The organism is Streptococcus sp. BS35b, assembly GCF_000286475.1.
In the GTDB taxonomy this organism is placed as follows: Bacteria; Bacillota; Bacilli; order Lactobacillales; family Streptococcaceae; genus Streptococcus; species Streptococcus oralis_W.
Genome location: NZ_ALKH01000001.1, coordinates 316,595 through 339,794 on the forward strand (window position 1 = coordinate 316,595; position 23,200 = coordinate 339,794).

Genomic DNA, 23,200 nt, shown 5'->3' on the forward strand with positions numbered 1-23,200 from the left:
GTTTATTTATTCCATTTTTCCTTATTTTTTGATATAATAAATTCAGTCTGTTTTCAAAGGAGAGAACCATGCGTTTTAATCAATTTAGCTATCTTCCGACCTCTAGTTCTCAACAATTAGATGAATTAGCAAGTCTTGGTCTGGAATTGTCCCCTCAACTGCCCTTAAAAAAGCAATTTGAAGACTTCATCCGCTGGAGTTTTTTCACTTATTCTAACACGGATTATGTCTTATCCACTTTAGCCGCGGATAACGAAACAGATCTATTAACTTTTTTCCAATCAGAGCGTGATTTAACTGCTGATGTTTTCTACACGGTAGTTTTTCAACTTTTAGGGTTTAACTATCTTGTTGACTTTGAGGACGCCGAACAATTCCGTAAAGAAACTGGATTTCCTATTGTTTATGGAGATCTCATCGAAAATCTTTATCAGTTACTCAATACGCGAACGAAAAAAGGAAATACGCTCATCGACCAACTTGTTAGTGACGGACTCATTTCAGAAGACAATCACTACCACTACTTTAACGGTAAGAGCTTGGCAACCTTCTCTACTCATGATGTCATTCGTGAAGTCGTGTATGTCGAGAGCCGTGTGGATACTGATAAAGACGGTCTCCCTGACTTAGTCAAGGTCAGCATTATTCGCCCGTGTTATGATGGACAAATTCCTTCAGTTATGACTGCCAGCCCTTATCACCAAGGGACCAACGTCAAAGCTAGCGATAAAGCTCTCTACAAAATGGAAGGGGAGCTTGAGGTCAAACCTGCCCACACCATTCAGCTTGAGGAGCCCAAGCTGAATTTAGTCGAGCCTATCGGCCAAGCTGAACTCGTCTCTGAAGCTAAAGAAAAGTTAGCTCATATCAATAGCTCATACACTCTCAACGACTACTTCCTCCCACGAGGATTTGCCAATCTCTATGTATCGGGTGTTGGAACTAAAGATTCTCAAGGTCTCATGACCAATGGGGACTACCAGCAAATTGAAGCATATAAAAACGTGATTGACTGGCTTAATGGTCATTGCCGTGCTTTCACAGACCACACACGCAAACGGCAAGTCAAGGCTGATTGGTCAAACGGCAAAGTTGCAACAACAGGAATTTCCTATCTAGGCACCATGTCCAATGGTCTCGCCACCACTGGTGTTGATGGCTTAGAGGTCATTATCGCTGAAGCAGGTATTTCCTCTTGGTACAACTACTATCGAGAAAATGGTTTGGTGACTAACCCAGGTGGCTATCCAGGTGAGGATTTTGACTCACTTGCTGAATTGACCTACTCTCGCAACCTCCAAGCCGGTGACTATATTCGTGCCAATGAAGCTCATCAAGCAGACTTAGAAAAGGTTAAAGAGAAACTCGATCGCAAGACTGGTGACTACAATCAGTTTTGGCATGACCGCAACTATCTGCTCAATGCTCATAAGGTTCAAGCTGAGGTCGTCTTTACGCATGGTTCTCAAGATTGGAACGTCAAACCTCTTCATGTTTACCAGATGTTTCATGCTCTTCCACCTCATATTAACAAGCACCTCTTTTTCCATCATGGTGCCCATGTCTATATGAACAACTGGCAGTCAATTGACTTCCGCGAGTCCATGAATGCCTTGTTGAGTAAGAAATTGTTAGGACTTGACTCAGGCTATCAACTTCCGACTGTCATCTGGCAGGACAATACCGCACCGCAAACTTGGCAGAGACTTGATAACTTTGACAAACAGGACGAACTGCATACCTTCTCTCTTGGAACTGAAGAAAAAGTGATTCAAAACCAGTATGATCAAAAAGATTTTGAACGTTATGGAAAGACTTACCAGACCTTCAACACTGAACTTTACCAAGGAAAAGCCAATCAAATCACCATTGACCTTCCGGTGACTAAAGACATTCACTTAAATGGTCGAGTGGACCTGAAACTTCGTGTCAAATCAAGTACAAATAAGGGATTATTGTCTGCTCAAGTCCTCCAACTAGGACAACAGAAGTACCTTCAACCCTATCCAGCAGTTCAATCAGTTCGAACGATTGACAATGGTCGTTACCACATGTTAGAAAATCTCTGTGAACTGCCATTCAATCCAAGTGCCCAACGTGTTATCACTAAAGGCTACCTCAATCTTCAAAACCGAAATGATCTCTTGACAATCGAAGAAATTCAACCAAATGAATGGATGGACTTCAAGCTAGAGCTTCAACCAACTATTTACAGACTTAAAGAGGGAGACACTCTCCGCTTGGTTCTCTACACAACAGACTTTGAGATTACAGTTCGAGATAATACAGACTATCACTTGACTGTTGATTTAGCACAGTCTACTATCACTATTCCCTCATAAAAGGAGCTATTAACACTTATGAACAAATCTGAACACAGACATCAACTTATTCGTGCCCTCGTTTCAAAAAATAAAATCCATACCCAAGCAGAATTGCAAGCCTTGTTAGCCGAAAACGATATCCAGGTTACACAGGCTACCTTATCACGCGATATCAAAACCATGAACCTTTCAAAAGTACGAGAAGAAGATAATTCTTACTACGTGTTAAATACAGGCTCTATCTCCAAGTGGGAAAAACGTCTCGAAAATTATATGGAAGATGCTCTTGTTATGTTGCGTCCTGTCCAACACCAGGTTATTTTGAAAACTTTACCCGGTTTAGCCCAATCGTTTGGATCTGTAATTGATTCCTTGGACTTTCCAGATGTCATTGCAACGCTTTGTGGAGATGATGTCTGCATGATTATCTGTAAAGATGCTACAAAAGCGCAAGCTTGTTTTGAAAGCCTTAAAAAATACGCACCACCATTTTTCTTTGGTGAATAAAACAAATCCCGTGATCAAAAGATCACGGGAATTTTTTATTTCTTTGACTGTGTTTCTTCTTTCTTTGTACGTGCCAATCGAAGAGCACGTTTAGGGTTGAGACGATTAAACAATTCTTCTAGTTTCTTTTCATTCCACACATCTGCTGCAGAAACAAAATTTCCATCTGCATCTCGGAATGATATCGGTTTATCTCCCATATCAATCTCCTAGTCTACAAATTCAAACTCAAATTTACCGATTCGGACCAAATCACCATCTTTGGCTCCACGCGCACGAAGGGCTTCGTCAACCCCCATACCACGAAGCTGGCGAGCAAATTTCATAACTGATTCGTCACGGTCAAAGTTGGTCATGTTAAAGAGTTTCATGAGTTTTTCACCAGAAAGTACCCATGTCGCATCATCATCACGACTAATCTCAAAGGCTTTTTCTTCCTCATCAAAGCCGTAGTATGCCTCTTCTTCCATATCGGATTCATCATAAATCGGAAATTCTGGAGTCTTGTCTAACAATTCAGCTGTCGCATCCAAAAGTGTAGCCAAACCTTGCTTGGTCAATCCAGAAATAGGGAAGATGGCTGGAAGTTCCTCAAACTCGTCGTAGTTTGCTGCCAACTTTTCCTTGAAGGCTTTAAGATTTTCCTGACTTTCAGGCATATCCATCTTGTTGGCAACGATGATCTGCGGACGTTCCATGAGACGAAGGTTATAGGATTCCAATTCCTTATTGATAGCAAGGTAATCCTCATAAGGATCACGACCTTCGCTAGCAGACATATCGATGACATGGAGGATAACTCGAGTGCGTTCGATATGTCGAAGGAACTGGGTTCCAAGACCAACACCTTGACTGGCACCTTCAATCAAACCTGGAAGGTCTGCTACTGCAAAAGATTCACCTGACTGCGTACGAACCATTCCCAAATTAGGGACAATCGTCGTAAAGTGGTAAGCACCAATTTTGGGTTTGGCTGAAGTGATGACACTGAGCAAAGTTGACTTTCCGACAGATGGGAAACCGACTAGACCAACATCCGCTAGAATCTTCAATTCCAGTTGTAACTCACGTTCTTGACCTGGTTCTCCATTCTCAGAGATTTCAGGCGCAGGATTTTTTGGTGTTGCAAAACGGATATTCCCACGACCGCCTCGACCGCCGTGAGCCACGATAAATTCTTGACCATGTGCAATCAAGTCTGTAATGACTTTACCTGTTTCTGCATCACGTACAGTAGTTCCCTGTGGCACACGAACACGAAGGTCTTCTGCACCACGTCCATGCATTCCTTTGGTCATCCCTTTTTCACCGGAATCAGCCTTGAAATGACGGTTATAGCGGAAATCCATCAAGGTACGTAAGCCTTCGTCTACCACGAAAACAACGTTACCTCCACGTCCACCATCACCACCCCACGGACCGCCATTAGGGACATATTTTTCACGACGAAAGGCAACCATGCCATCGCCACCATTACCAGCCTTGACCTTGATCTTGGCTGTATCTAAAAACATACTCATATTTTCTTCTCACTTTAAAAAGGCTGGGGAGAACCCAGTCATTAGTTATTGTTTCTATTCTCGCAGCTTGCTTAGAATCTGCTAAAAGCTCCAAGCGCAGTTGCAAAGATACCAGCAAGGGTTACAAACAACATGATGAGCACGACAACAAGTGTCACTTTCTCAAACAATGTTTTTTTACGTTTTCCATTATCTCCAAAAGCCATAACTTCTCCTTTTCACTTTATAATTCTAAATTAATAGTCTGTTGAAACCGGTGCAACCACCCATAAAATGATGTAAGCAAGGATTCCTGCTCCATAACAAAATGCAAGAACACCCCAAACAACACGAACAATTGTTGGGTCAATATCAAAATAATGGGCAACTCCTGCACAAACTCCACCAATTATTTGATTTTTTCCACTTCGCATTAATTTTTTCATAATATTTTCCTCTTATTCTATTATTTGAATTCATCTTTCCAATAATCTCTGATGCTGGATAATTGCTTCCGAGAAGCCCGTAAAATACGCTTAGACTCTTTTACTGGACTTGTAACAGCCTGTTGGGGTAGATATAAAATCGTTTTCAAAAAGCGCTGACTGACAGGTTTTCCATCATGCAATTCATGTTCAAAGTTATTTGAGATAATGGCATCAAGGTAAAACTCATGTACTCGTTTTCCAAAGTTCTCAGCCGAAATTTCGTACAACTTATCCGCCAACTTTTGTTCAGACATATCCGGAGTAGCGATTAATGCTTCAAGGATAGCTCCTGCAAGCTCTCGTTCTCCATAGTAGAGGGTACCAAACATTTTATCATTGATCAGATTTTCAAGATAGGGGTTGCCATGAGCGATAACAGGCGTTCCACTGGCTAGACTTTCTAGATAGGTTAAGCCCTGAGTTTCACTCGTAGAGGCAGAGATGAAGAAATCTGCAGCCTTATAGTATAAGGCTGTCTCGCTTGGAGCAATCATACCTGTAAAAATCACATGTTTTTGCAGGTTTAATTTCACTGCTTGCTCTTTCAGACTGTCCAGATAAGGACCGTCTCCAGCAACGACCAGCTTCACCTTATCTTCTTCTTTCAATACTTCAGCAAAAGCATCTAGGACTGCTTGGATATTCTTCTCAAAGGAGATACGAGAAAGACTCAGTAGCATTTTCTCGCCTTCCTGAATACCTAACTTCGAACGAAGTTCTTGCAAGTTTTCCTCTTTAATCTCAGGTCGTTCAAACTTAGCTAGCTCAATTCCGGTTGGAATGACACGTTTTTCAACCTTCACTTTGTATTTAGATAAAAGGTCCCGAACAATCTCACTAGGACAGATTACTCCATCTACATCACGAAGGAAACCACGTACCAGATATTTTACCATACTTGGACGAATCAACATCCCCTTAGCAATATAATGCACATAGTCTTCGTACTGGGTATGATAGGTATGGATAACAGGAATTCTCAATTCTCGTGCAATCCAAATCCCTAACAAACCAAGTGAAAATTCTGTCTGGGTATGAATGATATCGAGTTGATACTGCTTGGCGATTTCAAGTGCCTTTGTAAAACCTCGATAGGCAAATCGTCGATCTTTAAATGCAAAGAAAGGAACACTCGGAATTCGAATAATTTGCCAATCCTCGTAGCGGTTCACATCTTTATCTGTTGTTGTAAAGATAAAAACTGCATGGCCTTGCTTCTCAAGCTCTGTCTTCAAGGTTCGAATACTGGTCGCAACCCCGGAAACCTGAGGAAAATAGGTGTCTGTAAATAAACCAATTCGCATAGATTACCTCACTTTTTACCTAGAGCAGCCTGTTCCCGATAAAATTTTAACCAAATTCCTAGTAAACGCTCTTCTGAATACTGCTTGGATATCCTTTTCGCTTTTTCTTTCAATTCTCTCAATGCTTCAGGATTTTCTTTATATTCTAGGATTGCTTCTCTCATCTCAGAGACATCACTTGTAGCACGATAATCTCCCTCAAGAATGACCTTATACAGGTCCAAATCCCTTAACATAATAGGAGCCTCGCAACTAGCTGCCTCTAAGATGGTCATAGGGAATAGTTCATTATAGCTAGGTAATAAGAACAAATCAGCTAAAGCATACAGTTCCCGCATCCTCTCCGGTGACACAATACCTGGGAAAATTAGATTTTTAGGTGGATTGTCCATAATCTTCTTATAGCGTTCATAACCATCTGTCATCCCGCCAAATGAAAAACCACCAGCCCAGATAAAGGTAATTTCTGGCAATTCTTCAGCAAGACGGATAAAATCATCTATCCCTTTTCGTTTCTGAACCTGGCCCGCACCAACCACGACAAACTGATCTTTTGCGAGATCCATTTCTTCACGAAGTTGTGCAACTTGTTCAGCTGGTAATGGATGCCATTTTTCTTTGTTTACAAAATTTGGAATATAAGTTATTTTTTCTCGTGGAATACCCGCAGCCACTAAATCCTCGATAAACATGGGATTGACCACCACCAAGTGTTCCATCCGATTGTAAAAGGAAAAAACATAGCGTTTGACAATTCCTTTTAAGAAAAATGGGATTTTCAAACTCCCCTCGAGTGTCTCAGGCAAGAAATGCACATAGCCAACTTTTCTCCCAGAGCGTTTCTTTTGAAATGTGGATAAATAATAAGGGAAATCAATGGTGTGAAAGTGGGTTACATCTGCCTCTACAGGAAGATTCTCCGTAACAATCAACTGATCTTTGGCATCACGATGAAGGAGACTCACTAATTCACGGTAGGCTCCTGACACTCCTTGACCAGCCACTTTTTCACTTGAACTTAGCATATTAATACGCAATTTTTTGTTTTCCATATTACTCATTATACCATTTTATTTCAAGAAAATCAGTAAAAGAAAGAAGAGACCAGAGGAAAATGGAGGAGCCCCTCTCTTTTCCAATCGTCTCTCGTAATTTTCCAATCGATTACTTAATTCCTAGGGCGATACGCGCATAGCGACTCATTTTTTCAACCGTCCAGGCTGGATACCAGACCAATTTGACTTCGATATTGGTTACCTCAGGCACCTCTGTCATCGCATCGTGTATCTGGTCTGTTAAGAGGTCAGCCAGTGGGCAGCCCATAGTTGTCAAGGTCATATCAATTTCCGTGTGACCTGTTTCACCATCAAAACGAATTTCATAAATCAAACCTAGGTTGACAATATCAATTCCCAACTCAGGGTCGATGACTTCTTCCAAAGCATTTAAAATGCGTGTTTTGATCGTTTCAATTTGCTCTTCTGTATAAGCCATGTTATTCCTCACTCTTAGTCTTCAATAAAATCACGAAGGGGTTTGCTGCGACTTGGTTGGCGCAATTTTCTCAAAGCCTTGGCCTCGATCTGACGGATACGCTCACGAGTCACGTTAAAGACTTTACCAACATCTTCAAGAGTACGCATTTTCCCATCGTCCAAACCGAAGCGCAAGCGCAAGACGTTTTCTTCACGGTCTGTAAGAGTATCCAAAACTTCATCCAACTGCTCACGCAAAACGATACGAGTTGTGTAGTCTACGGGATTTTCAATCACTTCGTCTTCGATAAAGTCCCCAAGATGGCTATCGTCCTCTTCACCAATCGGTGTTTCAAGTGATACTGGCTCTTGGGCGATTTTCAAGATTTCACGCACCTTGTCAGGTGTCATATCCATACGCTCAGCAATTTGTTCAGGAGTTGGATCTTGTCCCAATTCTTGAAGGAGATTCCGCTGTTCACGGACAAGCTTGTTAATGGTTTCAACCATGTGGACAGGGATACGAATAGTACGGGCCTGGTCAGCAATGGCACGGGTAATCGCCTGACGAATCCACCAAGTTGCGTAAGTTGAGAACTTGAATCCTTTAGAATAGTCAAATTTGTCAACTGCCTTCATCAAACCCATGTTTCCTTCTTGGATCAAGTCAAGAAACTGCATGCCACGCCCTACGTAGCGCTTAGCAATGGAAACCACCAAACGAAGGTTGGCTTCTGCAAGACGTTGTTTGGCTTCGATATCACCTGCTTCAACTGCTAGGGCCAATTCTTTTTCCTCTTCGTTGGTCAAGAGAGGAACAACCCCAATTTCCTTCAAATACATACGGACTGGGTCATTGACCTTGGCAGAAGTTGAGCCAATCAAGTCCTCATCACTGAGTTCTGGTTCCTCTTCTGCACTAAGCACACGCGCACTTGGATTTCCTTCGTTGTCTGTGATAGAAATTCCAGCATCCTGAATCCGTTGCAAAAGGTCTTCAATGCCGTCTGCATCGAGGGTGAAAGGAATAACCAGACTTGAATTGATTTCGTCATCTGTTGCTGTTCCTGTTTTTTTGTGGTTACGGATAAAGTCTGCTACTTGCACATCAAATGTGGTTACTTCTTTTTGTTTTGTTGCCATTATTACTCCATTCTTCTCTTTTGGGAAATCAATCGTTGCAATTCTTCCAAGGCCGTATCTGTATCTCCTACATGACTAGCTTCCTGCACTTTCTTTTTAATTCTTAAGTTGTCCTTGCTGAGGAGAGCACGGTTTCGAGTCGCTTCGACTTCCGCTAGCTCCTGAGGCGACATCTCAGCTGGCAAATCCAGACTAAGCACATGGTACCAAGCATTTTCAACCTCAGGTGTCTGATGAGAAAGCTCCTCTGAGCCGATTTCTCCCTGCTCACTTAATAATTCGTAAAGAATCTGAAATTCTGGGGTATCAAAGAAAAAATCTTCTCTTAATCGGTAGTCATTTAACACAACTGGGTTCTCAGCCATCCTATAGAGGAGATGAGCCTCTGCTCTCATGACTGCTGTCAGTTGCCGCGTTACAGGTAAACTAATCGCTGCTGGAGGTTGCTCCTCTTTGACTCTTTCCTGCCTTTGAACAATTCGACTTTCATTTACTATCTGTTCCACCTGCTGGTAATCAAAAGAAGGTAGATTATCCGCCAGAATGTGGATATAAGAATTCTGGGCAGTGATAGACTTTTCTTTGGCGATTAGGGGTGCAATCTTTTCAATGAATTCGATTTGCGCCTGTAAGTTATCACTATTTTCAGGCTTTAGCTGGTGAATATAGAACTCTATAGGACTGATACGAGTCTTGGTTAAAAGGTAAGCCAGGTCTTCAGCAGAATTCTTTTGCAAATACTCATCTGGGTCCATGGCATCAGGTACTCGAACAACCTCCACTGAGAAGTCTTTTAATTCCACTAGAGCCTTGGCTGTTGCTGCCTGCCCTGCCTTGTCACCATCATAGCTGAGAACAATTTTTTTGGTAAAGCGTTTGAGGTGGTCAACATGCTCCTTGCTTAAGGCTGTTCCCATGGAAGCTACAGCATTTTCTATACCAGCACGGTAGGCTGCGATTACATCCATGAAGCCTTCCATCAGATAGAGCTCTGTGATCTTACCTGTTCCCTTTTTTGCCTTGTCCAAATGATACAATTCGTAACTCTTGTTAAAAATTGCAGTCGAGCGACTATTTTTATACTTAGCAGTCTGACTATCCGTTTCTTGCCAGATACGACCTGAAAAGGCAATAACCTGCCCCTTGTCATTGGTCAAAGGAAAGATGATCCGTCCGAAAAAGGTATCATAAAATTGATTGCCATCTGACAGGTAAAACAAGCCCGAATCCAATAAATCTTTTTCCTCAAACTTGTCAGCCAAACGTTGATAAAGATAGGTTCTCTCTGCTGGAGCCAGTCCAATTTGGAAGTGCTTCAGAACATCGTCTGTCAACCCTCGCTTATATAGATAAGCCCTTGCTTCTTCTCCCATCTTGGTCGTCATGAGAATTGCATGGTAAAAACGAGCAGCTTCTTCATGCATATCATATAGAGCTTGATGGGGAGAAGCTTGTTGAGGACGAGACTGGACAGGCATGGCTAGTTGAATACCGACGCGCTCCCCTAAGAGCTGAACGGCTTCCATAAAGGACACACCTTGGTATTCTTCGATGAACTTAAAAACATCTCCTGAACGACCACAGCCGAAGCAATGATAAAACTGCTTGTCTTCCACAACGTTGAAAGAGGGGGTCTTCTCACCATGAAAAGGACAGAGCCCTAAATAGTTCCGTCCAGCCTTTTGTAAAGAAATCACGTCGCCTATGACTTCCACAATGTTGGTATTGTTTTTGATTTCTTCAATAACTTGCTTGTCAACCATACACAATACCTCCATGTTATCATAGTTTTACGTTAACTAGTATAGCTTATTTCTGAAAAAAAGTAAACCATTTCATACGCTTTCCCTACTTATATTTCATAAAAACTCACTGTTATCATGTTATCGGGAATCTTCTCCTTAACTCCTCCAACTTATCCTTTTATTTTCTTGTAAGATTGCTCATAAGTTACTTTTATTTTACTTGTTCTTGAAGATTATTTTTCAGTATTCTGCTAATATATTGTCCATCTTTTCTGCTGATACAAGCCGTTGCAAAAGTCATGGGTGCTATATATACTTCTCCTCGATAGGAAGGATCAACCAACACAGGCATGGAATAATAAGCATTCTTTTTATTCTTTAGGTCAATGAACCACTTGCCACCTAAGTGCTTGCGGAAGGTTTCTCCGATATAGACTGTTAAATAATCCAAGAGTTTTTTATCCTCTATCAAGACATGGTGATTTTCGTAATGAGCCAAAATCCAAGCCTCCAAATCATCCAAGGACTGCATGCTATAGTCCAAGATTAAATTTTGCTCTTGGGCAAAATCCTTAGTAAAATAATCCATTTTAAATTCAATCTGGAAAATCCATTCCTGAAAATCTTCTTGTGTGTAAGTCATTTTTTACCTCCATAAACAATATGTTTTATTTAATTTTTTCACTGTGAATGACTTATTATTATCCTAGATATCCTTGATTTTGATATTTTCTTAAAAGGCTAGGAATAATCTTGTATTTATACTCCATGTTGATACTTATTATACTATAAAATGAAGCAACTTGGACAAGTGCACCAATCGATCTAATTATGTCACTAAAAAAACTAGAAACATCTGCGTGCTTCTAAGTTTTGATTTTATATAGTCTCAGGAAGTTCCTGCCGTCTCCTATTCAAACAGTTGATAGTAGTCTGAAATTTTCATCTTAGCTTTTTCTTCTTTATTGAAGTCTTGGATGATTCGGCCTTCCTTCATGACTATCAGACGATTTCCATACTTCAGTGCATCTTCCATATGGTGAGTAATCATCAAGGCTGTCAGATGATCCTTGCTGACAAAGTCATCTGTTAATTCCATCAAGGCCACACTTGTTTTTGGGTCAAGAGCTGCTGTGTGTTCATCCAACAAGAGCAACTCTGGTCGCTTCAAGGTTGCCATCAAGAGACTCAAGGCCTGACGTTGTCCACCTGATAGAAACTCAATCGGAGTATCTAGGTGCTTTTCAAGGCCATTCCCCACTTTTTCAATGGTAGCCTGAAACTCTTCCCGATGACTTGATAGCCTTCTAGGAAGGAGTCCTCTCTTCTCACCACGAAACTTGGCAATCAAGAGATTTTCTGCCACCGTCATACGGGGAGCCGTACCCATCTTAGGATCCTGAAAGACACGAGACAAGTACTTAGCCCGCTTTTCAGGTGAAAAATGCGTCACGTCCTCGCCCATGATACGGATACTTCCACTTGTTAAAGGCAAGGTACCTGCAATAGTGTTAAAAAGCGTTGATTTCCCTGCTCCATTTCCCCCTAGGATGGTAATGAAATCATGTTCGAAAATTTCAAGAGAAACATCATTCAGAATGATTTTTTCCTCATCAAAGCCATTCGTGATGACTTTGGTAGCATTTTTTAATTCTACAATTGCTGTCATTTGCTAAACTTGACTCCTTTCAGGTATTTGCTTTTGAAGGTTGGAATCATAAGGCAAACTGCCAAAATCAAGGCGCTGTACAAGCGAAGATAACTTGTATTAAACCCAAGAGCAATCACTCCCCAAACGAGGAACTGATAAGCGATAGAGCCTACGACAATGGTCATGAGACGCTCTGCCAAGGTCAAACTCTTGAACAATACCTCACCAATAATCAAGCTGGCAAGCCCTACGACAATCACACCGATTCCTCGAGAAACATCTGCATATCCTTCTTGTTGAGCAATTAAGGCTCCTGCAAGCGCGATAATCCCATTTGAGAGAACCAAGCCCATGAGTTCCATACGTCCCGTATTGATACCAAAGCTACGAGCCATATCAGGATTGTCACCTGTAGCGATGTAGGCTTGGCCTAGTTTGGTATCAAGGAAAAAGAGCATGAGGACAATAACAAGAGCTACAAAGATTAATCCAGTCAGGAGTTGGTTAAGGTCTGAATCAAAAGGCAAGACATCCTGAATTTGCTTGGTTCCAAGAAGCCCCAGATTGGCACGTCCCATAATCATGAGCATGATGGAATGGCAAGAAGTCATTACTAAAATCCCTGATAAGAGAGTTGGGATTTTTCCTTTGGCATATAAGAGTCCCGTCGCCATTCCAGCTAGACAGCCCGCCCCTACTGCAGCTAGGGTTGCTAAAAATGGGTTGGCTCCCTGCGTTATCAAGGTTACAGCTACAGCTCCCCCTAGAGGAAAAGAGCCCTCAGTAGTCATATCTGGAAAATTCAAAATTCGGAAAGTCATAAAAATTCCCAAACCTAAAATCGCCCAGACCATCCCCTGAGAAATAATGGATACTATCATAATCTTTCACTCATTTCTTTCTTTAGTAAAAATGGGAGGAGATGTGTCCAGCTCCTCCTTTATCTTTATTCAATCACTTGTCCTGCTTCTTTTAGAACGGACTCAGGAATGGTTATACCAAGTTCCTGCGCTAGTTTTTTGTTAATCACTGACTTACCAGTTGAGAAGACATTAACTGGCGTATCAGCTGGTTTTTCACCTTTCAATACTTTGGCAATCATCTTACCAGTAGCCACTCCAAGATCGTGTTGGTCAACTACTACAGATGCTAATCCACCTGCTTCTACCATGGCAGTGGCACTTGGATAGATTGGCTTTTTAGCTGTTTGGTTGCTTGAAACAACTGTTGAAAATGCGGATGCGATGGTGTTATCAATTGGAACCCAAATCGCATCGACCTTGCTGGTCATAACATTGACTGTTGAAGCAATTTCATTGGTTGATGGAACGGCAAATGTTTCGACTGTCAAACCTGCTTTTTCAGCATAAGCCTTGAATTCTTCAACTTGTGATTTTGAGTTATCTTCACTGCTTGAGTAGAGAGCTCCGATCGTTTTGACATTTGGTGTGAGGGTTTTAATCAACTCTACTTGCTGTTCAGCTGGGTTATGGTCTGACACCCCTGTGATGTTGCCACCTGGTTTTTTCAAATCTTTGACCAAGTTAGCACCGATTGGGTCTGTAATAGCAGCCATGATAACAGGTAGGTCTTTTGTAGCACTAGCAAGTCCTTGAGCAGCTGGTGTTGCGATCCCAACAACAACATCGTTTCCATTAGCAACCAATTGTTTACTCATGGTTGCAACCTTGCTCTGATCGCCTTCAGAGTTCATAAAGTCAATTTTTACCTGGTCGTCCTTATAGCCTTCTTCAGCTAGTCCATCTTGAATCCCTTGGTAAATCAAGTCCAAGGATGGGTGACTAACAAATTGAAGGACACCAACCTTAGCAGCCTTTTGCTCTTCCTTAGCTGCAGGCTTGTTCATTGATGAATAAATCAAGCTAGCCACTACCAATACTGCTAATCCAGCGATAATTCCCATTAAACGTTTATTTTTCATATTCTTTCTCCTTTTAAATCACTTGTATAATACTCTTTTCACTCAAAACAAGCGACGCCATCGATTAAATTTCATAATCTTTCCTCCCATAAAAAATCCTCACACAAAAAACTTGTGTGAGGACGTCGATGCGCGGTACCACCTCAATTATAGGGAATATCCCTATCGCTCTTTCTCGCATTCACGAGTTGCACTGTAAGGTGTGCTCACCGAATTTTTATGATTTCAAATTCTTTATAACATTCAGCCCAATTTTCATCACTTTCATCTATCTGCTTCCACCAACCACAGACTCTCTCAAAAATGAGCATGATTACTTTCTGAATGTTTAAATTATATCATTTTTCAACTACTTGTCAAGACTATTTTTAGAATTTTTTAAACAATTCAAAAACTTCCCCTTGAAAAAAGAGGAAGTTTGTAGAATATCAGCCTGAATTACGCAAACCGGTTGCAATTCCGTTGATAGTTGTATGGATCAGTTTTTCTTCGTCTGCTGACAATTCACCGCGGCGTTGACGTTTGATCAATTCCAACTGGATGTAGTTAAGGATATTAAAGTAAGGCATACGATAGTTTAGGCTGTCTTTTAGGTAAGAGTTTTCTGCCAAGAGTTCGTCATAGCCTTCGATAGCTAAAATAACGTCCTTAGTCAACTGCCATTCATCTAAAATAGTGTAGTAGATAGCCTGCACTTCTTCATCTTCACAGAGCTTGGCATATTCAAAAGCAATGTTCATGTTAGACTTAGATAAGACCATGTCTACATTGGAAAGCAAAGATTGGAAGAAAGGCCAGTTTTGGTACATGTCTCGAAGAAACTCGATATTCTTTGGATCTTGATCAATAAACTCTTTAAAGCTTGATCCTACACCATACCATCCAGGAAACATGACACGACTTTGTGACCATGAGAAGACCCAAGGAATGGCACGCAAACCGCCGATTTCAGTGATGGTCTTACGAGCTGCTGGACGCGAACCGATATTGAAGCTTGAAATAGCCTTGATTGGGCTTGACTCGAAGAAATAGTCATAGAAATGTTCATTTCCAAAGACCAAATCACGGTAGATATCGTAGCTACGGTCCACCACTTGATCCATAACAGCTTCATAACGATTTGACGTGTTGGTATCGCTCTTCTTCTTGGTAATCATACGGTTAATGGCTGCAGAAACCAACATTTCAAGGTTATAATAGGCAGCGTCTTTGTTTCCGTATTTGTTTCCAATCACTTCTCCTTGCTCAGTCAGACGGATACGGTCCTTGATAGACTTGAGCGGTTGAGATGTGATGGCTTCATAAGTTGGACCACCACCTCGACCAACAGTACCACCACGTCCATGGAAGAAGGTGACTTTAACGCCAAATTCATCCCCAATAGCAGTCAGTTGTTGTTGTGCTTTATAGAGAGTCCAACATGATGATAAATAACCACCGTCTTTATTACTATCGGAGTAGCCAAGCATGATTTCTTGGTAGTTGTCTTTTGAAGCAATCCATTTTTTAGCCAATGGAAGAGAGAAGTATCTTCTCATGGTTTCTTCCGAGTGATCCAAGTCTTCAATCGTTTCAAAGAGGGGAACAATCTGAACGCGCGCTTTTTGAGCATCAACCAAGCCCACTTCCTTGAGCATGATGGCTAATTCTAGCATATCAGATACACTTGTTGCGTGAGAGATGATGGTTTGGCGAATGACATTTTCACCCAATTTATCCTTCAACTTGCGAGCAGTTTTGAAGATAGACAATTCTTTCTCAAGCAGTTCTGACTTTTCAGCATGAGTAGCTGAGAGGATACGAGGATCTTCTTCCAACTCTTTTAAGAGGAGGGCGCATTTTTCATCTTCAGAGAGATCGCTATAATGGTCGTTGATGCCAGCAGATGCTAACAATTCAGCCACACAGGCTTCATGAACACTAGAGTCTTGGCGCATATCGATAGAAGCAAGGTAGAAGCCAAAGATTTCAACGGCTTGCATCAGTTCAACAAATTCTCCTGAAATCAGGTATTCCCCCTTGTTCTCAAGGAGAGAATCTCGAATGGCCAACAAGTCTTGATAAAATTCATCTGCAGTAGCATATCTAGGCTGAAGATCCCTGTCTTCAATGAGATAAGCCTTAGTTGCCTGCATCTTAGCTTGGATATCAAAAAGAGCACGACGATAGAGTTCTTTTTCGCGATAAATGGAGTTATCTTGTGACTTCAGCGCCATCTCACGGACCTTGTCGCTGACATTCACGATGCTGGTTGACAGTGAAAATTCACGATAAAGATTATAAATCTTTTCATCATAGTAGTTCATGATGACTTTGCACTGGGTCAAGGCTGATTTATTGAGAGTTTCCGCTGTTACGAAAGGATTTCCATCACGGTCTCCTCCAATCCACATCCCCATGGTAATTGGTTTTGGATGTTGGAGCTCGATACCTTGTTCTTTAGCTAGTTTCTTATACTCAGCCGTCAAACGTGGAACAGCATTCAGGAAAGAACTTTGGTAGTACTCCATCACGTTGGTGATTTCGTTAGTTACTTTCAACTTCTTCTCACGAATCATGTCTGTTTGCATGATAATTTCAATGTAACGACGGAGATCCATGTTCCATTTTTCTTTATTAATCAAGCCTAGTTTGACATCACGGTACTTACGCAAGAGCGTATGGATATGGTTGGTCAAGTCCAGCATACTCTTGCGTTGTACTTGCGTTGGATGGGCGGTTAAGACAGGAACGACATTTAACTTTTCTAAAATTTCAGCTGCATTTTCTTTTTCAGCTACCATCTTTATGGTTGTAGACAATTTCCCTAGATAGTCTTGGTCCACATTGTTCTGGTGGTTAATTTTATAGGCTAAGTCCACATCCTCAGATATATTAATCAAGAGTGGAAGGATAGAGAAATAACGAGAAATGTAAATCATTTCTTCATTGGAAAGGCTAGTCACCAGTTCATTGAGCCCTTGATAGTTTTCATTTGTTGATAATTCCTTCAACTGCATGATTTTTTCAAAGGTCTCTGGCGCTAGCATATTTTTTGTGATATCTTCTAGCAGCTCAGTCAAAATCAAGACTTCTTCTTGGACGACGGCTTTATTACTATAGTTTTCTAATTTCTGAAGAGACATATATTTTTCCTTTCCATACAATCCTTACAGACCTTCAACAGTTTGAGATTCGTATTCTCTAATGAGTTTAGCACGTTTCTCGCTGGCATCGATATTTAATACAAGGGCAATGGCTACGGATAATACCAGGAGACTGTTCCCACCTTGTGAAAGGAAGGGGAAGGTCACCCCTGTAGAAGGAATCAAACCAGAAATCCCACCGATATTGACAAAGACCTGGACAAGAATCATCCCTCCGACACCGATAGCAACCATGGAGTTAAAAGGATCCTTGGCTCGAATACCAACCAAGATGATTCGCAAAATTAAGAAGAAGAGTAAAGCCAAAATCATACTCGCTCCTACGAATCCAAACTCTTCGATAACAATCGAAAACACGAAATCCGTATGGGCTTCTGGCAGATAACCACGCTTCTCGATAGAATTTCCCAAGCCCAGTCCGAACCAGCCACCATTTACCATGGCATAGTAGGAATTTGCAAGCTGGTGTCCTGCACCTGCCAAGTCATTAAAGGGATTAAAGAAGGCACTAAAACGTTTAGCAACGTAACCAAATACCGGTATCTGAGAAAATTTTTCAACCCCAACGAGACGAATGACAGACAATACTAAAATTGAACTCCCTGCTAAGAGAGCTAGAATGGTCGAGAACCAACGATAGGCGATTCCACTAACGGTGTACATAATGAGCGCCACCAAAACCAAGATGGTCGCATTTCCCAAGTCGGGGAAGATCCCCAAGCTACCAATCAGAACCAGCAGAACAAAACGCCAGTCGTTAAAAGCCCGAGGTAGCCATTGATTTTGGGTCAACACCTGGAAATCATAAACCGCAATCTCATCTTGCTGTTTTGAAAAACGATGTGCCAAGTACCAGATGATGATAATCTTAAGGTATTCAGCCGGCTGAATCGTTACAGGTCCTACAGAAATCCATCCGTATGCTCCATTGACAGGTGTTCCGACCAGACGCGCTAGGGCTAAAAGAACCATCTCCACAATCATCACGATAAAAATGAGACGTCCATTTCTCAGGAAACCTAATTTTAATTTATAGATTAAGGCAATCAAAACCAAACTAGCCACCCAGAAAATCCCCTGGTTACGTACCAATTGAAAAGCGCTTTTTCCTTCTTCAATTAGGGTTGCACTCGTTGTCGAGTAAACTACAATCAATCCCAAAATCGACAGAAGAAAATAAGGAATCAAAATGGAATAGTTTAGTAGGTGCCTTTTACTAATTTTCATATTTCACCACTCTAATAGGAACAGAGGTGGTTGTCCCTAATTCCGTTTTATTTTCTAGTTTTGATTGTTATTATACCACTTTTTCAGAAAGAAAAAAACTATTATCCTTTAATCCTTCGAATTTTACTTATTTTTTGTCTTCAAGCATAAAAAATACAAACCTCAAATGAGATTTGTATTTTCATTGCTTAATTAGATGAAGAGCTACTGCTTGAGCTTGAGTCACCACCACCGATGTATTGGGTGAAGATGTTTTGGAAGGCTTGGTCTTTGACCTTGATGTTTGCTGCTTGTAATTCTTTACCAATTACTCCTTGAACAAAGGCTGAATCATTTTGTTTTTGAGTCAAAATGATGGTCTTCAATTTTTCTTTGTAATCCTCTAAGTTAGAAGATTTTTCTGTCTTCTTCGTTACTTTAACGATGTAGAATTGATTGCTGTAGGCTTGTGTTCCAGTAGCCGTAATCACATCAGAAACACCGTTCACATCCAAGGCAAAGGCTGCTTTTTTGACTTGTTCTGGAAGTTCTGTTGAAGCAGAGTCAAAAGTGATTTCTCCACCATTTTCTTTTGTTTTGTCATCGTTAGAGTTGTCTTTCGCCAACTGAGCAAAATCTGCACCTTCTGCTTTGGCTTTCTCAAGCACTTCTTTTGCCTTGTCTTCATTATCCATACGGATGATTTGAGCTGTCACATCTGGTGTATAGGACTCAAAAGCCTTTTGGTAAGCCTCATCTGTCAATTCACTCTCGGCAGCCTTCTTAACTGCCAATTCAACCAATTTGCTAGTACGAATTTGAGCTTTACGAGTTTCAGCAGTCATACCTGCCCGTTGAAGTACGCTATTGTAGCTATCGCCGTATTTCTTTTGTTCTTCAGCAACGGCGTCATCCACATCTTTATCCGTTACTTCTGATCCATATTGTTGTTCAAATACTTTCTGGATGGTCATATTGAGCAAGACTTGTTGTGCAGTTGGATTGTTCTTTACTTCTTCAAAGAATTGATGCTCTGTAATCACATCGCCCTTCATGCTGATCAAATCTTTTCCTTCAGAACTATTTGAACAAGCTGCAAGTGTTGCTACTGATAAAAGTGTGATGGCTCCTGCCATAAGTTTTTTCTTCATGTTTACTCCTTTTACGGTAAGTGTTACTTTATCTATTTTACTATAATTTCTTAAATTTTTCTGAAAATCATTTATCATCAGGTAGCTGTACATCTGCTACATTCTTTCGTAGCATGAGAATGCCATCACCAAGAGGAACTAGAGTTGCTGTTAGACCTGGATTGTCCAAAGTTGCGTCGAAAAGTCTTTGCAAACCACGATAAATGGTTCGTTGACCACGGCGGACTTCCATGATGTCCTTGGCAACATCTCCTCCTTGAAAAATATCATCCAAGACAACCACTCCACCAACTTCAAGTCGTTTGAGGATTTCAGGTAGAAAGACGATGTACTTGGACTTAGCCGAATCCATAAAGACAAAGTCATAAGTTTCTGTCAGGCTAGACAAAACATCTACGGCATCTCCCTCTAAGAGGGTGATTTGCTTACGACTGTCAAACTGGGCAAAGTTTTCCTTGGCAAAGCCTATCATCTCAGGATTGCGGTCAATGGTTGTAATCTTAGCATCTGGCGCATGCTCCGCCATCAAAAGAGCTGAAAAACCGATAGCTGTCCCAATTTCTAAAATATTCTTAGGCTGCAGACTTTCCATGAGAAATCGAAAGTAAGCAACTGTTTCATGAGGAATGATTGGGATATTTTCCTTGCGAGCGAAGGCTTCCAATTCTTTCAAAGAACCAGTCACCTGCTTTTGACGCTGGCGCATGAGTTCAACGATTTCTTCCTTGACGACGGGACGACGCATATTGTGATTGGCATTTTTACTATAAGACTCTACCATCTTATGCTAATCCCAATTTTTCAACAAGGGCTTCAAACTCGTTCAAGCGACGTTCAAAGACTGCAAAGGCATCGTTAAGATAGTCTTCTTTTTCCATATCAACACCCGCTTTTCTCATAACATTGAGCGGATAGTCAGACTTACCTGCCTTGAGGTAGTCGATATAGCGGTCACGATCTTCTTGACTACCATGGACAATCTTCTCAGCCAAGGCTGAAGCAGCTGCAAAACCAGTTGAATATTGATAAACATAGTAGTTATAGTAGAAGTGTGGGATTCGTGCCCACTCGTATTGGATTTGAGGATTGTCTTCCTTGCTGAGTCCATAGTACTCTTGGTTCAAGTCAGCGTATAGCTTATTGAGGAAATCACTTGTCAAGACTTCTCCATTTTGGTCTGCTTGGTGAATGGCATGTTCAAACTCAGCGAATTGAGTTTGACGGAAGACTGTTCCACGGAAACCGTCCAAGAAGTTATTGAGAATAGCAAAGCGCGTTGCGTCGTCTTCTACTTCTTCCAATAATTTCTCTGTCAAGATATTTTCGTTGGTCGTTGAGGCAATCTCAGCCAAGAAGATAGAATAATCTCCGTAAACATAAGGTTGGGTTTCACGAGTATAGCTTGAGTGCATACTATGACCTGTTTCATGGACAAGGGTAAAGAGATTGTCTAGATTGTCCTGCCAGTTGAGAAGCATGAAGGCATTGGTATCGTAAGAACCACCAGAGTAAGCACCAGAACGCTTGCCTTGGTTTTCATAGACATCAATCCAACGCTCACTGAAGGCACGTTTGACACGACTCAAGTAGTCATCACCTAAAACCGCCAAAGCTTCTTCTGCCTTTTTCAAGGCTTCTTCGTAGGTAAAGCTATAATCTACTGACGAAAGCGGTGTGTAGACATCGTACATCTTGAGGTCGGAAATACCCAAGATTTTAGAACGAAGTTCTAGGTAACGATGCAAGAGTGGCAAATGCTTGCGAACTGCAGCTACTAGATTGTCATAGACACTTTCTGGAACAAAATTTGCTGCGAGGGCTGCATGGCGAGCACTCTTATAGTTGTGAACTTTTGCTCGGTAGTTTTGCACCTTAACATTTGTCTGCAAGGTCTTAGCGTAAGTGTGTTGGAATTGCTCGTAAGTCGCATAAAGGGCTTCATAGGCACCACGACGCACTTCACGATTTTTAGACTCCATCAAGCGAATGTAAGTACCATGTGAGAGTTGCACTTTCTTGCCTTCGTCATCAAGCACGTATGGGAAGCTAATATCCGCATTGTCCAAAATAGCGAAGGTTTCACTAGCAGCGCCAAAGATTTCTCCTGCTCCAGCAAGTAATTCTTCCTCACGTTGCGAAAGAACATGGTCTTTCTTTTGCAAGAGCTTATCAAAAAAGTGCTTGTAAACTTGGAGTTTTGGTTGAGCTTCTAGGAAGGCCGCATACTGCTCTTCGCTAATCTCCATAAACTCAGGTTCATAGAATGAAAAGGCTTGTTCTAACTGACTGTATAGGGTCATTGCCTTAGCATAGTACTCTTGGTACTTGGCTTCACGCGTGTCCTGGTCATTTTTCATATGCGCATAGACATAAAGCTTTTCAACTTGGCGTTCCAAGTCGAGTGAGAATTCTGTGATCTCAAGCAAACTGTCTGCGCTGTCCAAGAGATGTCCCTCATACTGAGATGCTGTTTGTACTTTTTCAGTTAAATCTTTCAAGGCTTCTTCCCAAGCCTGGTCTGTTGGGTAGATTGTCGAAAGATCCCATGTATCTTTTTCATTTATTTCATGTCGTTGTAATACCATAAGATTCCTCCATCCTTTCTATTTTACCACATTTTTTGAGAAATATAAGTGATAAAAGGCTGGTGGATAGAGCTTTTGGCGATTATTTTTCGGATTTTTTTGATAGTAAGCCTGAAAATTTCTATAATAGCTAGTCAGATCCGTTTCAATCTGCAAAAAATTTCCTGATTCTATCGGCTTGACTTGAGGATACCAGTCGTCTAGTTGATGGTTTAATAGATTGTCTCCTCGATGATAAGCTTCCTCCTGCTTCTTCATCCAGTAAGGCGTTTGGTAGTACAACTGCTGACGAATGTAGTGACAGATAGTTAAATCTTGCACGACTGCAAAACGAGGCAGTTTTTGTTTTTGATAAGGAAATCGTAAGATTTCCAAGAGATTTCCTTTTCCATAGGGAAATTCTTTGACCTGAAAATGAAGCTTGCCACGTAGGTCCTGATGCAGAAGATATTTGAGTCTCAAAACTTGCTTTTTGAGATCCAGTTCCCAAACATAGAAACCCATATTTTGACTAAAATAGAGGAATCCTCTTTGCAGTTGTGTTAACCGCTCTTTTAACCAGAGTTTTTCTCCCAGTAGCCAGATAACCTGATAGCCCTGACTGCGGTATCCTTGGCTTCTATCTCCTAAAAGCTTTTGAGACAAGGGACTGCACTGAACCTCCAGAGCTAATTTCTCATTGACGAGAACATCTGCTATCTGCTGGATCTCGGGCAAACTATATTCTAAGGCGACCTGATTGTCCTTCTTGGCCCAGTAATAAAGGGCCTCTTTGTTGCCTAAGTGTTCTGGACTTTCATTTTCAAAAATGGCAATACAATCTCTTAACCTTTCATGAGCAAAGTGCGTTCGAATGCTCTGTCCTTGGCGTAATCGTAGCCCGCCCCCACAGGCGGGGCAGGTATAAGCTTGCTTAGTCACGTCTTTTTCGAGGGCATTCACCAATTTTCCCTTGGCATCTCTGGCTACAAACATGGTCTACCTCCTTTTCTCATTTATTCGAAAAAGAATTAAAAAAGACTGGAATCCAGCCT

General features: G+C 41.3%; 21 protein-coding genes and 1 other annotated feature. Of the genes, 2 read left to right on the plus strand and 19 right to left on the minus strand.

Annotated features, from left to right (window positions below; genetic code table 11):
* The first annotated feature begins 68 nt into the window (after nucleotides 1-68).
* Both HMPREF1149_RS03740 and HMPREF1149_RS03745 read left to right on the plus strand, forming a co-directional pair.
* Nucleotides 69-2,342 carry a Xaa-Pro dipeptidyl-peptidase gene (locus HMPREF1149_RS03740; RefSeq protein ID WP_001212000.1) on the plus strand — a complete coding sequence of 758 codons (2,274 nt, stop codon included), beginning with the start codon at nucleotides 69-71 and terminating at the stop codon, nucleotides 2,340-2,342.
* A gap of 18 nt (nucleotides 2,343-2,360) precedes the next feature.
* Nucleotides 2,361-2,831, plus strand: a complete 471-nt coding sequence (locus tag HMPREF1149_RS03745; RefSeq protein ID WP_001043021.1) for an arginine repressor — start codon at nucleotides 2,361-2,363, stop codon at nucleotides 2,829-2,831.
* Between the two features lie 35 nt (nucleotides 2,832-2,866).
* Here HMPREF1149_RS03745 and HMPREF1149_RS03750 read toward each other — a convergent pair whose 3' ends face one another.
* The 19 genes from HMPREF1149_RS03750 to HMPREF1149_RS03840 form a co-directional block, all read right to left on the minus strand.
* A complete protein-coding gene (locus HMPREF1149_RS03750) occupies nucleotides 2,867-3,031 on the minus strand; it encodes a hypothetical protein (RefSeq protein ID WP_000502578.1) in 165 nt (54 codons plus the stop codon).
* A 9-nt stretch (nucleotides 3,032-3,040) separates the two neighbouring features.
* A complete protein-coding gene (gene obgE / locus HMPREF1149_RS03755) occupies nucleotides 3,041-4,351 on the minus strand; it encodes a GTPase ObgE (RefSeq protein ID WP_033606545.1) in 1,311 nt (436 codons plus the stop codon).
* 71 nt (nucleotides 4,352-4,422) lie between these two features.
* Nucleotides 4,423-4,557 (minus strand): DUF4044 domain-containing protein, encoded by a 135-nt coding sequence (locus tag HMPREF1149_RS03760; protein WP_000863851.1) that lies wholly within the window; start codon nucleotides 4,555-4,557, stop codon nucleotides 4,423-4,425.
* Nucleotides 4,558-4,587: 30 nt separating this feature from the next.
* On the minus strand, nucleotides 4,588-4,776 hold the full coding sequence (locus HMPREF1149_RS03765) for a PspC domain-containing protein (protein WP_000735791.1): 189 nt from the start codon (nucleotides 4,774-4,776) through the stop codon (nucleotides 4,588-4,590).
* A gap of 20 nt (nucleotides 4,777-4,796) precedes the next feature.
* Nucleotides 4,797-6,122: a glycosyltransferase family 4 protein gene (locus HMPREF1149_RS03770; RefSeq protein WP_001219470.1), complete on the minus strand. Its 1,326-nt coding sequence runs from the start codon at nucleotides 6,120-6,122 to the stop codon at nucleotides 4,797-4,799.
* 8 nt (nucleotides 6,123-6,130) lie between these two features.
* The gene (locus HMPREF1149_RS03775; RefSeq protein WP_324250343.1) at nucleotides 6,131-7,183 is read right to left on the minus strand and encodes a glycosyltransferase family 4 protein; all 1,053 of its coding nucleotides are present in this window, start codon (nucleotides 7,181-7,183) and stop codon (nucleotides 6,131-6,133) included.
* Nucleotides 7,184-7,286: 103 nt separating this feature from the next.
* Nucleotides 7,287-7,616: a metal-sulfur cluster assembly factor gene (locus HMPREF1149_RS03780; protein ID WP_000331931.1), complete on the minus strand. Its 330-nt coding sequence runs from the start codon at nucleotides 7,614-7,616 to the stop codon at nucleotides 7,287-7,289.
* Nucleotides 7,617-7,630: 14 nt separating this feature from the next.
* The gene (gene rpoD, locus HMPREF1149_RS03785; protein ID WP_000201892.1) at nucleotides 7,631-8,740 is read right to left on the minus strand and encodes an RNA polymerase sigma factor RpoD; all 1,110 of its coding nucleotides are present in this window, start codon (nucleotides 8,738-8,740) and stop codon (nucleotides 7,631-7,633) included.
* Nucleotides 8,741-8,742: 2 nt separating this feature from the next.
* Nucleotides 8,743-10,503 (minus strand): DNA primase, encoded by a 1,761-nt coding sequence (gene dnaG, locus HMPREF1149_RS03790; protein WP_000227914.1) that lies wholly within the window; start codon nucleotides 10,501-10,503, stop codon nucleotides 8,743-8,745.
* Nucleotides 10,504-10,696: 193 nt separating this feature from the next.
* Nucleotides 10,697-11,128, minus strand: coding sequence for a hypothetical protein (locus HMPREF1149_RS03795; RefSeq protein WP_000222726.1), 432 nt, complete (start codon nucleotides 11,126-11,128; stop codon nucleotides 10,697-10,699).
* 267 nt (nucleotides 11,129-11,395) lie between these two features.
* Nucleotides 11,396-12,154 carry an ABC transporter ATP-binding protein gene (locus tag HMPREF1149_RS03800; protein ID WP_000125418.1) on the minus strand — a complete coding sequence of 253 codons (759 nt, stop codon included), beginning with the start codon at nucleotides 12,152-12,154 and terminating at the stop codon, nucleotides 11,396-11,398.
* Nucleotides 12,151-13,017 carry an ABC transporter permease gene (locus HMPREF1149_RS03805; protein ID WP_000637244.1) on the minus strand — a complete coding sequence of 289 codons (867 nt, stop codon included), beginning with the start codon at nucleotides 13,015-13,017 and terminating at the stop codon, nucleotides 12,151-12,153. The genes HMPREF1149_RS03800 and HMPREF1149_RS03805 overlap by 4 nt, the downstream gene beginning before the upstream one ends.
* A gap of 65 nt (nucleotides 13,018-13,082) precedes the next feature.
* Entirely contained in the window at nucleotides 13,083-14,078 is a 996-nt protein-coding gene (trpX, locus tag HMPREF1149_RS03810; RefSeq protein ID WP_000792192.1) for a tryptophan ABC transporter substrate-binding protein, read from the minus strand.
* 115 nt (nucleotides 14,079-14,193) lie between these two features.
* Nucleotides 14,194-14,410 (minus strand) — a binding site (T-box leader).
* A gap of 96 nt (nucleotides 14,411-14,506) precedes the next feature.
* Nucleotides 14,507-17,203, minus strand: a complete 2,697-nt coding sequence (gene ppc, locus HMPREF1149_RS03815) for a phosphoenolpyruvate carboxylase (RefSeq protein ID WP_000058172.1) — start codon at nucleotides 17,201-17,203, stop codon at nucleotides 14,507-14,509.
* 24 nt (nucleotides 17,204-17,227) lie between these two features.
* The gene (ftsW, locus tag HMPREF1149_RS03820) at nucleotides 17,228-18,451 is read right to left on the minus strand and encodes a cell division peptidoglycan polymerase FtsW (RefSeq protein WP_000703350.1); all 1,224 of its coding nucleotides are present in this window, start codon (nucleotides 18,449-18,451) and stop codon (nucleotides 17,228-17,230) included.
* A gap of 188 nt (nucleotides 18,452-18,639) precedes the next feature.
* Nucleotides 18,640-19,581: a peptidylprolyl isomerase PrsA gene (gene prsA, locus HMPREF1149_RS03825; RefSeq protein ID WP_000728078.1), complete on the minus strand. Its 942-nt coding sequence runs from the start codon at nucleotides 19,579-19,581 to the stop codon at nucleotides 18,640-18,642.
* Between the two features lie 67 nt (nucleotides 19,582-19,648).
* Entirely contained in the window at nucleotides 19,649-20,362 is a 714-nt protein-coding gene (locus HMPREF1149_RS03830) for an O-methyltransferase (protein WP_000230405.1), read from the minus strand.
* Nucleotide 20,363: 1 nt separating this feature from the next.
* Nucleotides 20,364-22,166 (minus strand): oligoendopeptidase F, encoded by a 1,803-nt coding sequence (gene pepF, locus HMPREF1149_RS03835; protein WP_000244096.1) that lies wholly within the window; start codon nucleotides 22,164-22,166, stop codon nucleotides 20,364-20,366.
* 18 nt (nucleotides 22,167-22,184) lie between these two features.
* Nucleotides 22,185-23,141 (minus strand): competence protein CoiA, encoded by a 957-nt coding sequence (locus HMPREF1149_RS03840; RefSeq protein ID WP_000495873.1) that lies wholly within the window; start codon nucleotides 23,139-23,141, stop codon nucleotides 22,185-22,187.
* Between the last annotated feature and the right edge of the window lie 59 nt (nucleotides 23,142-23,200).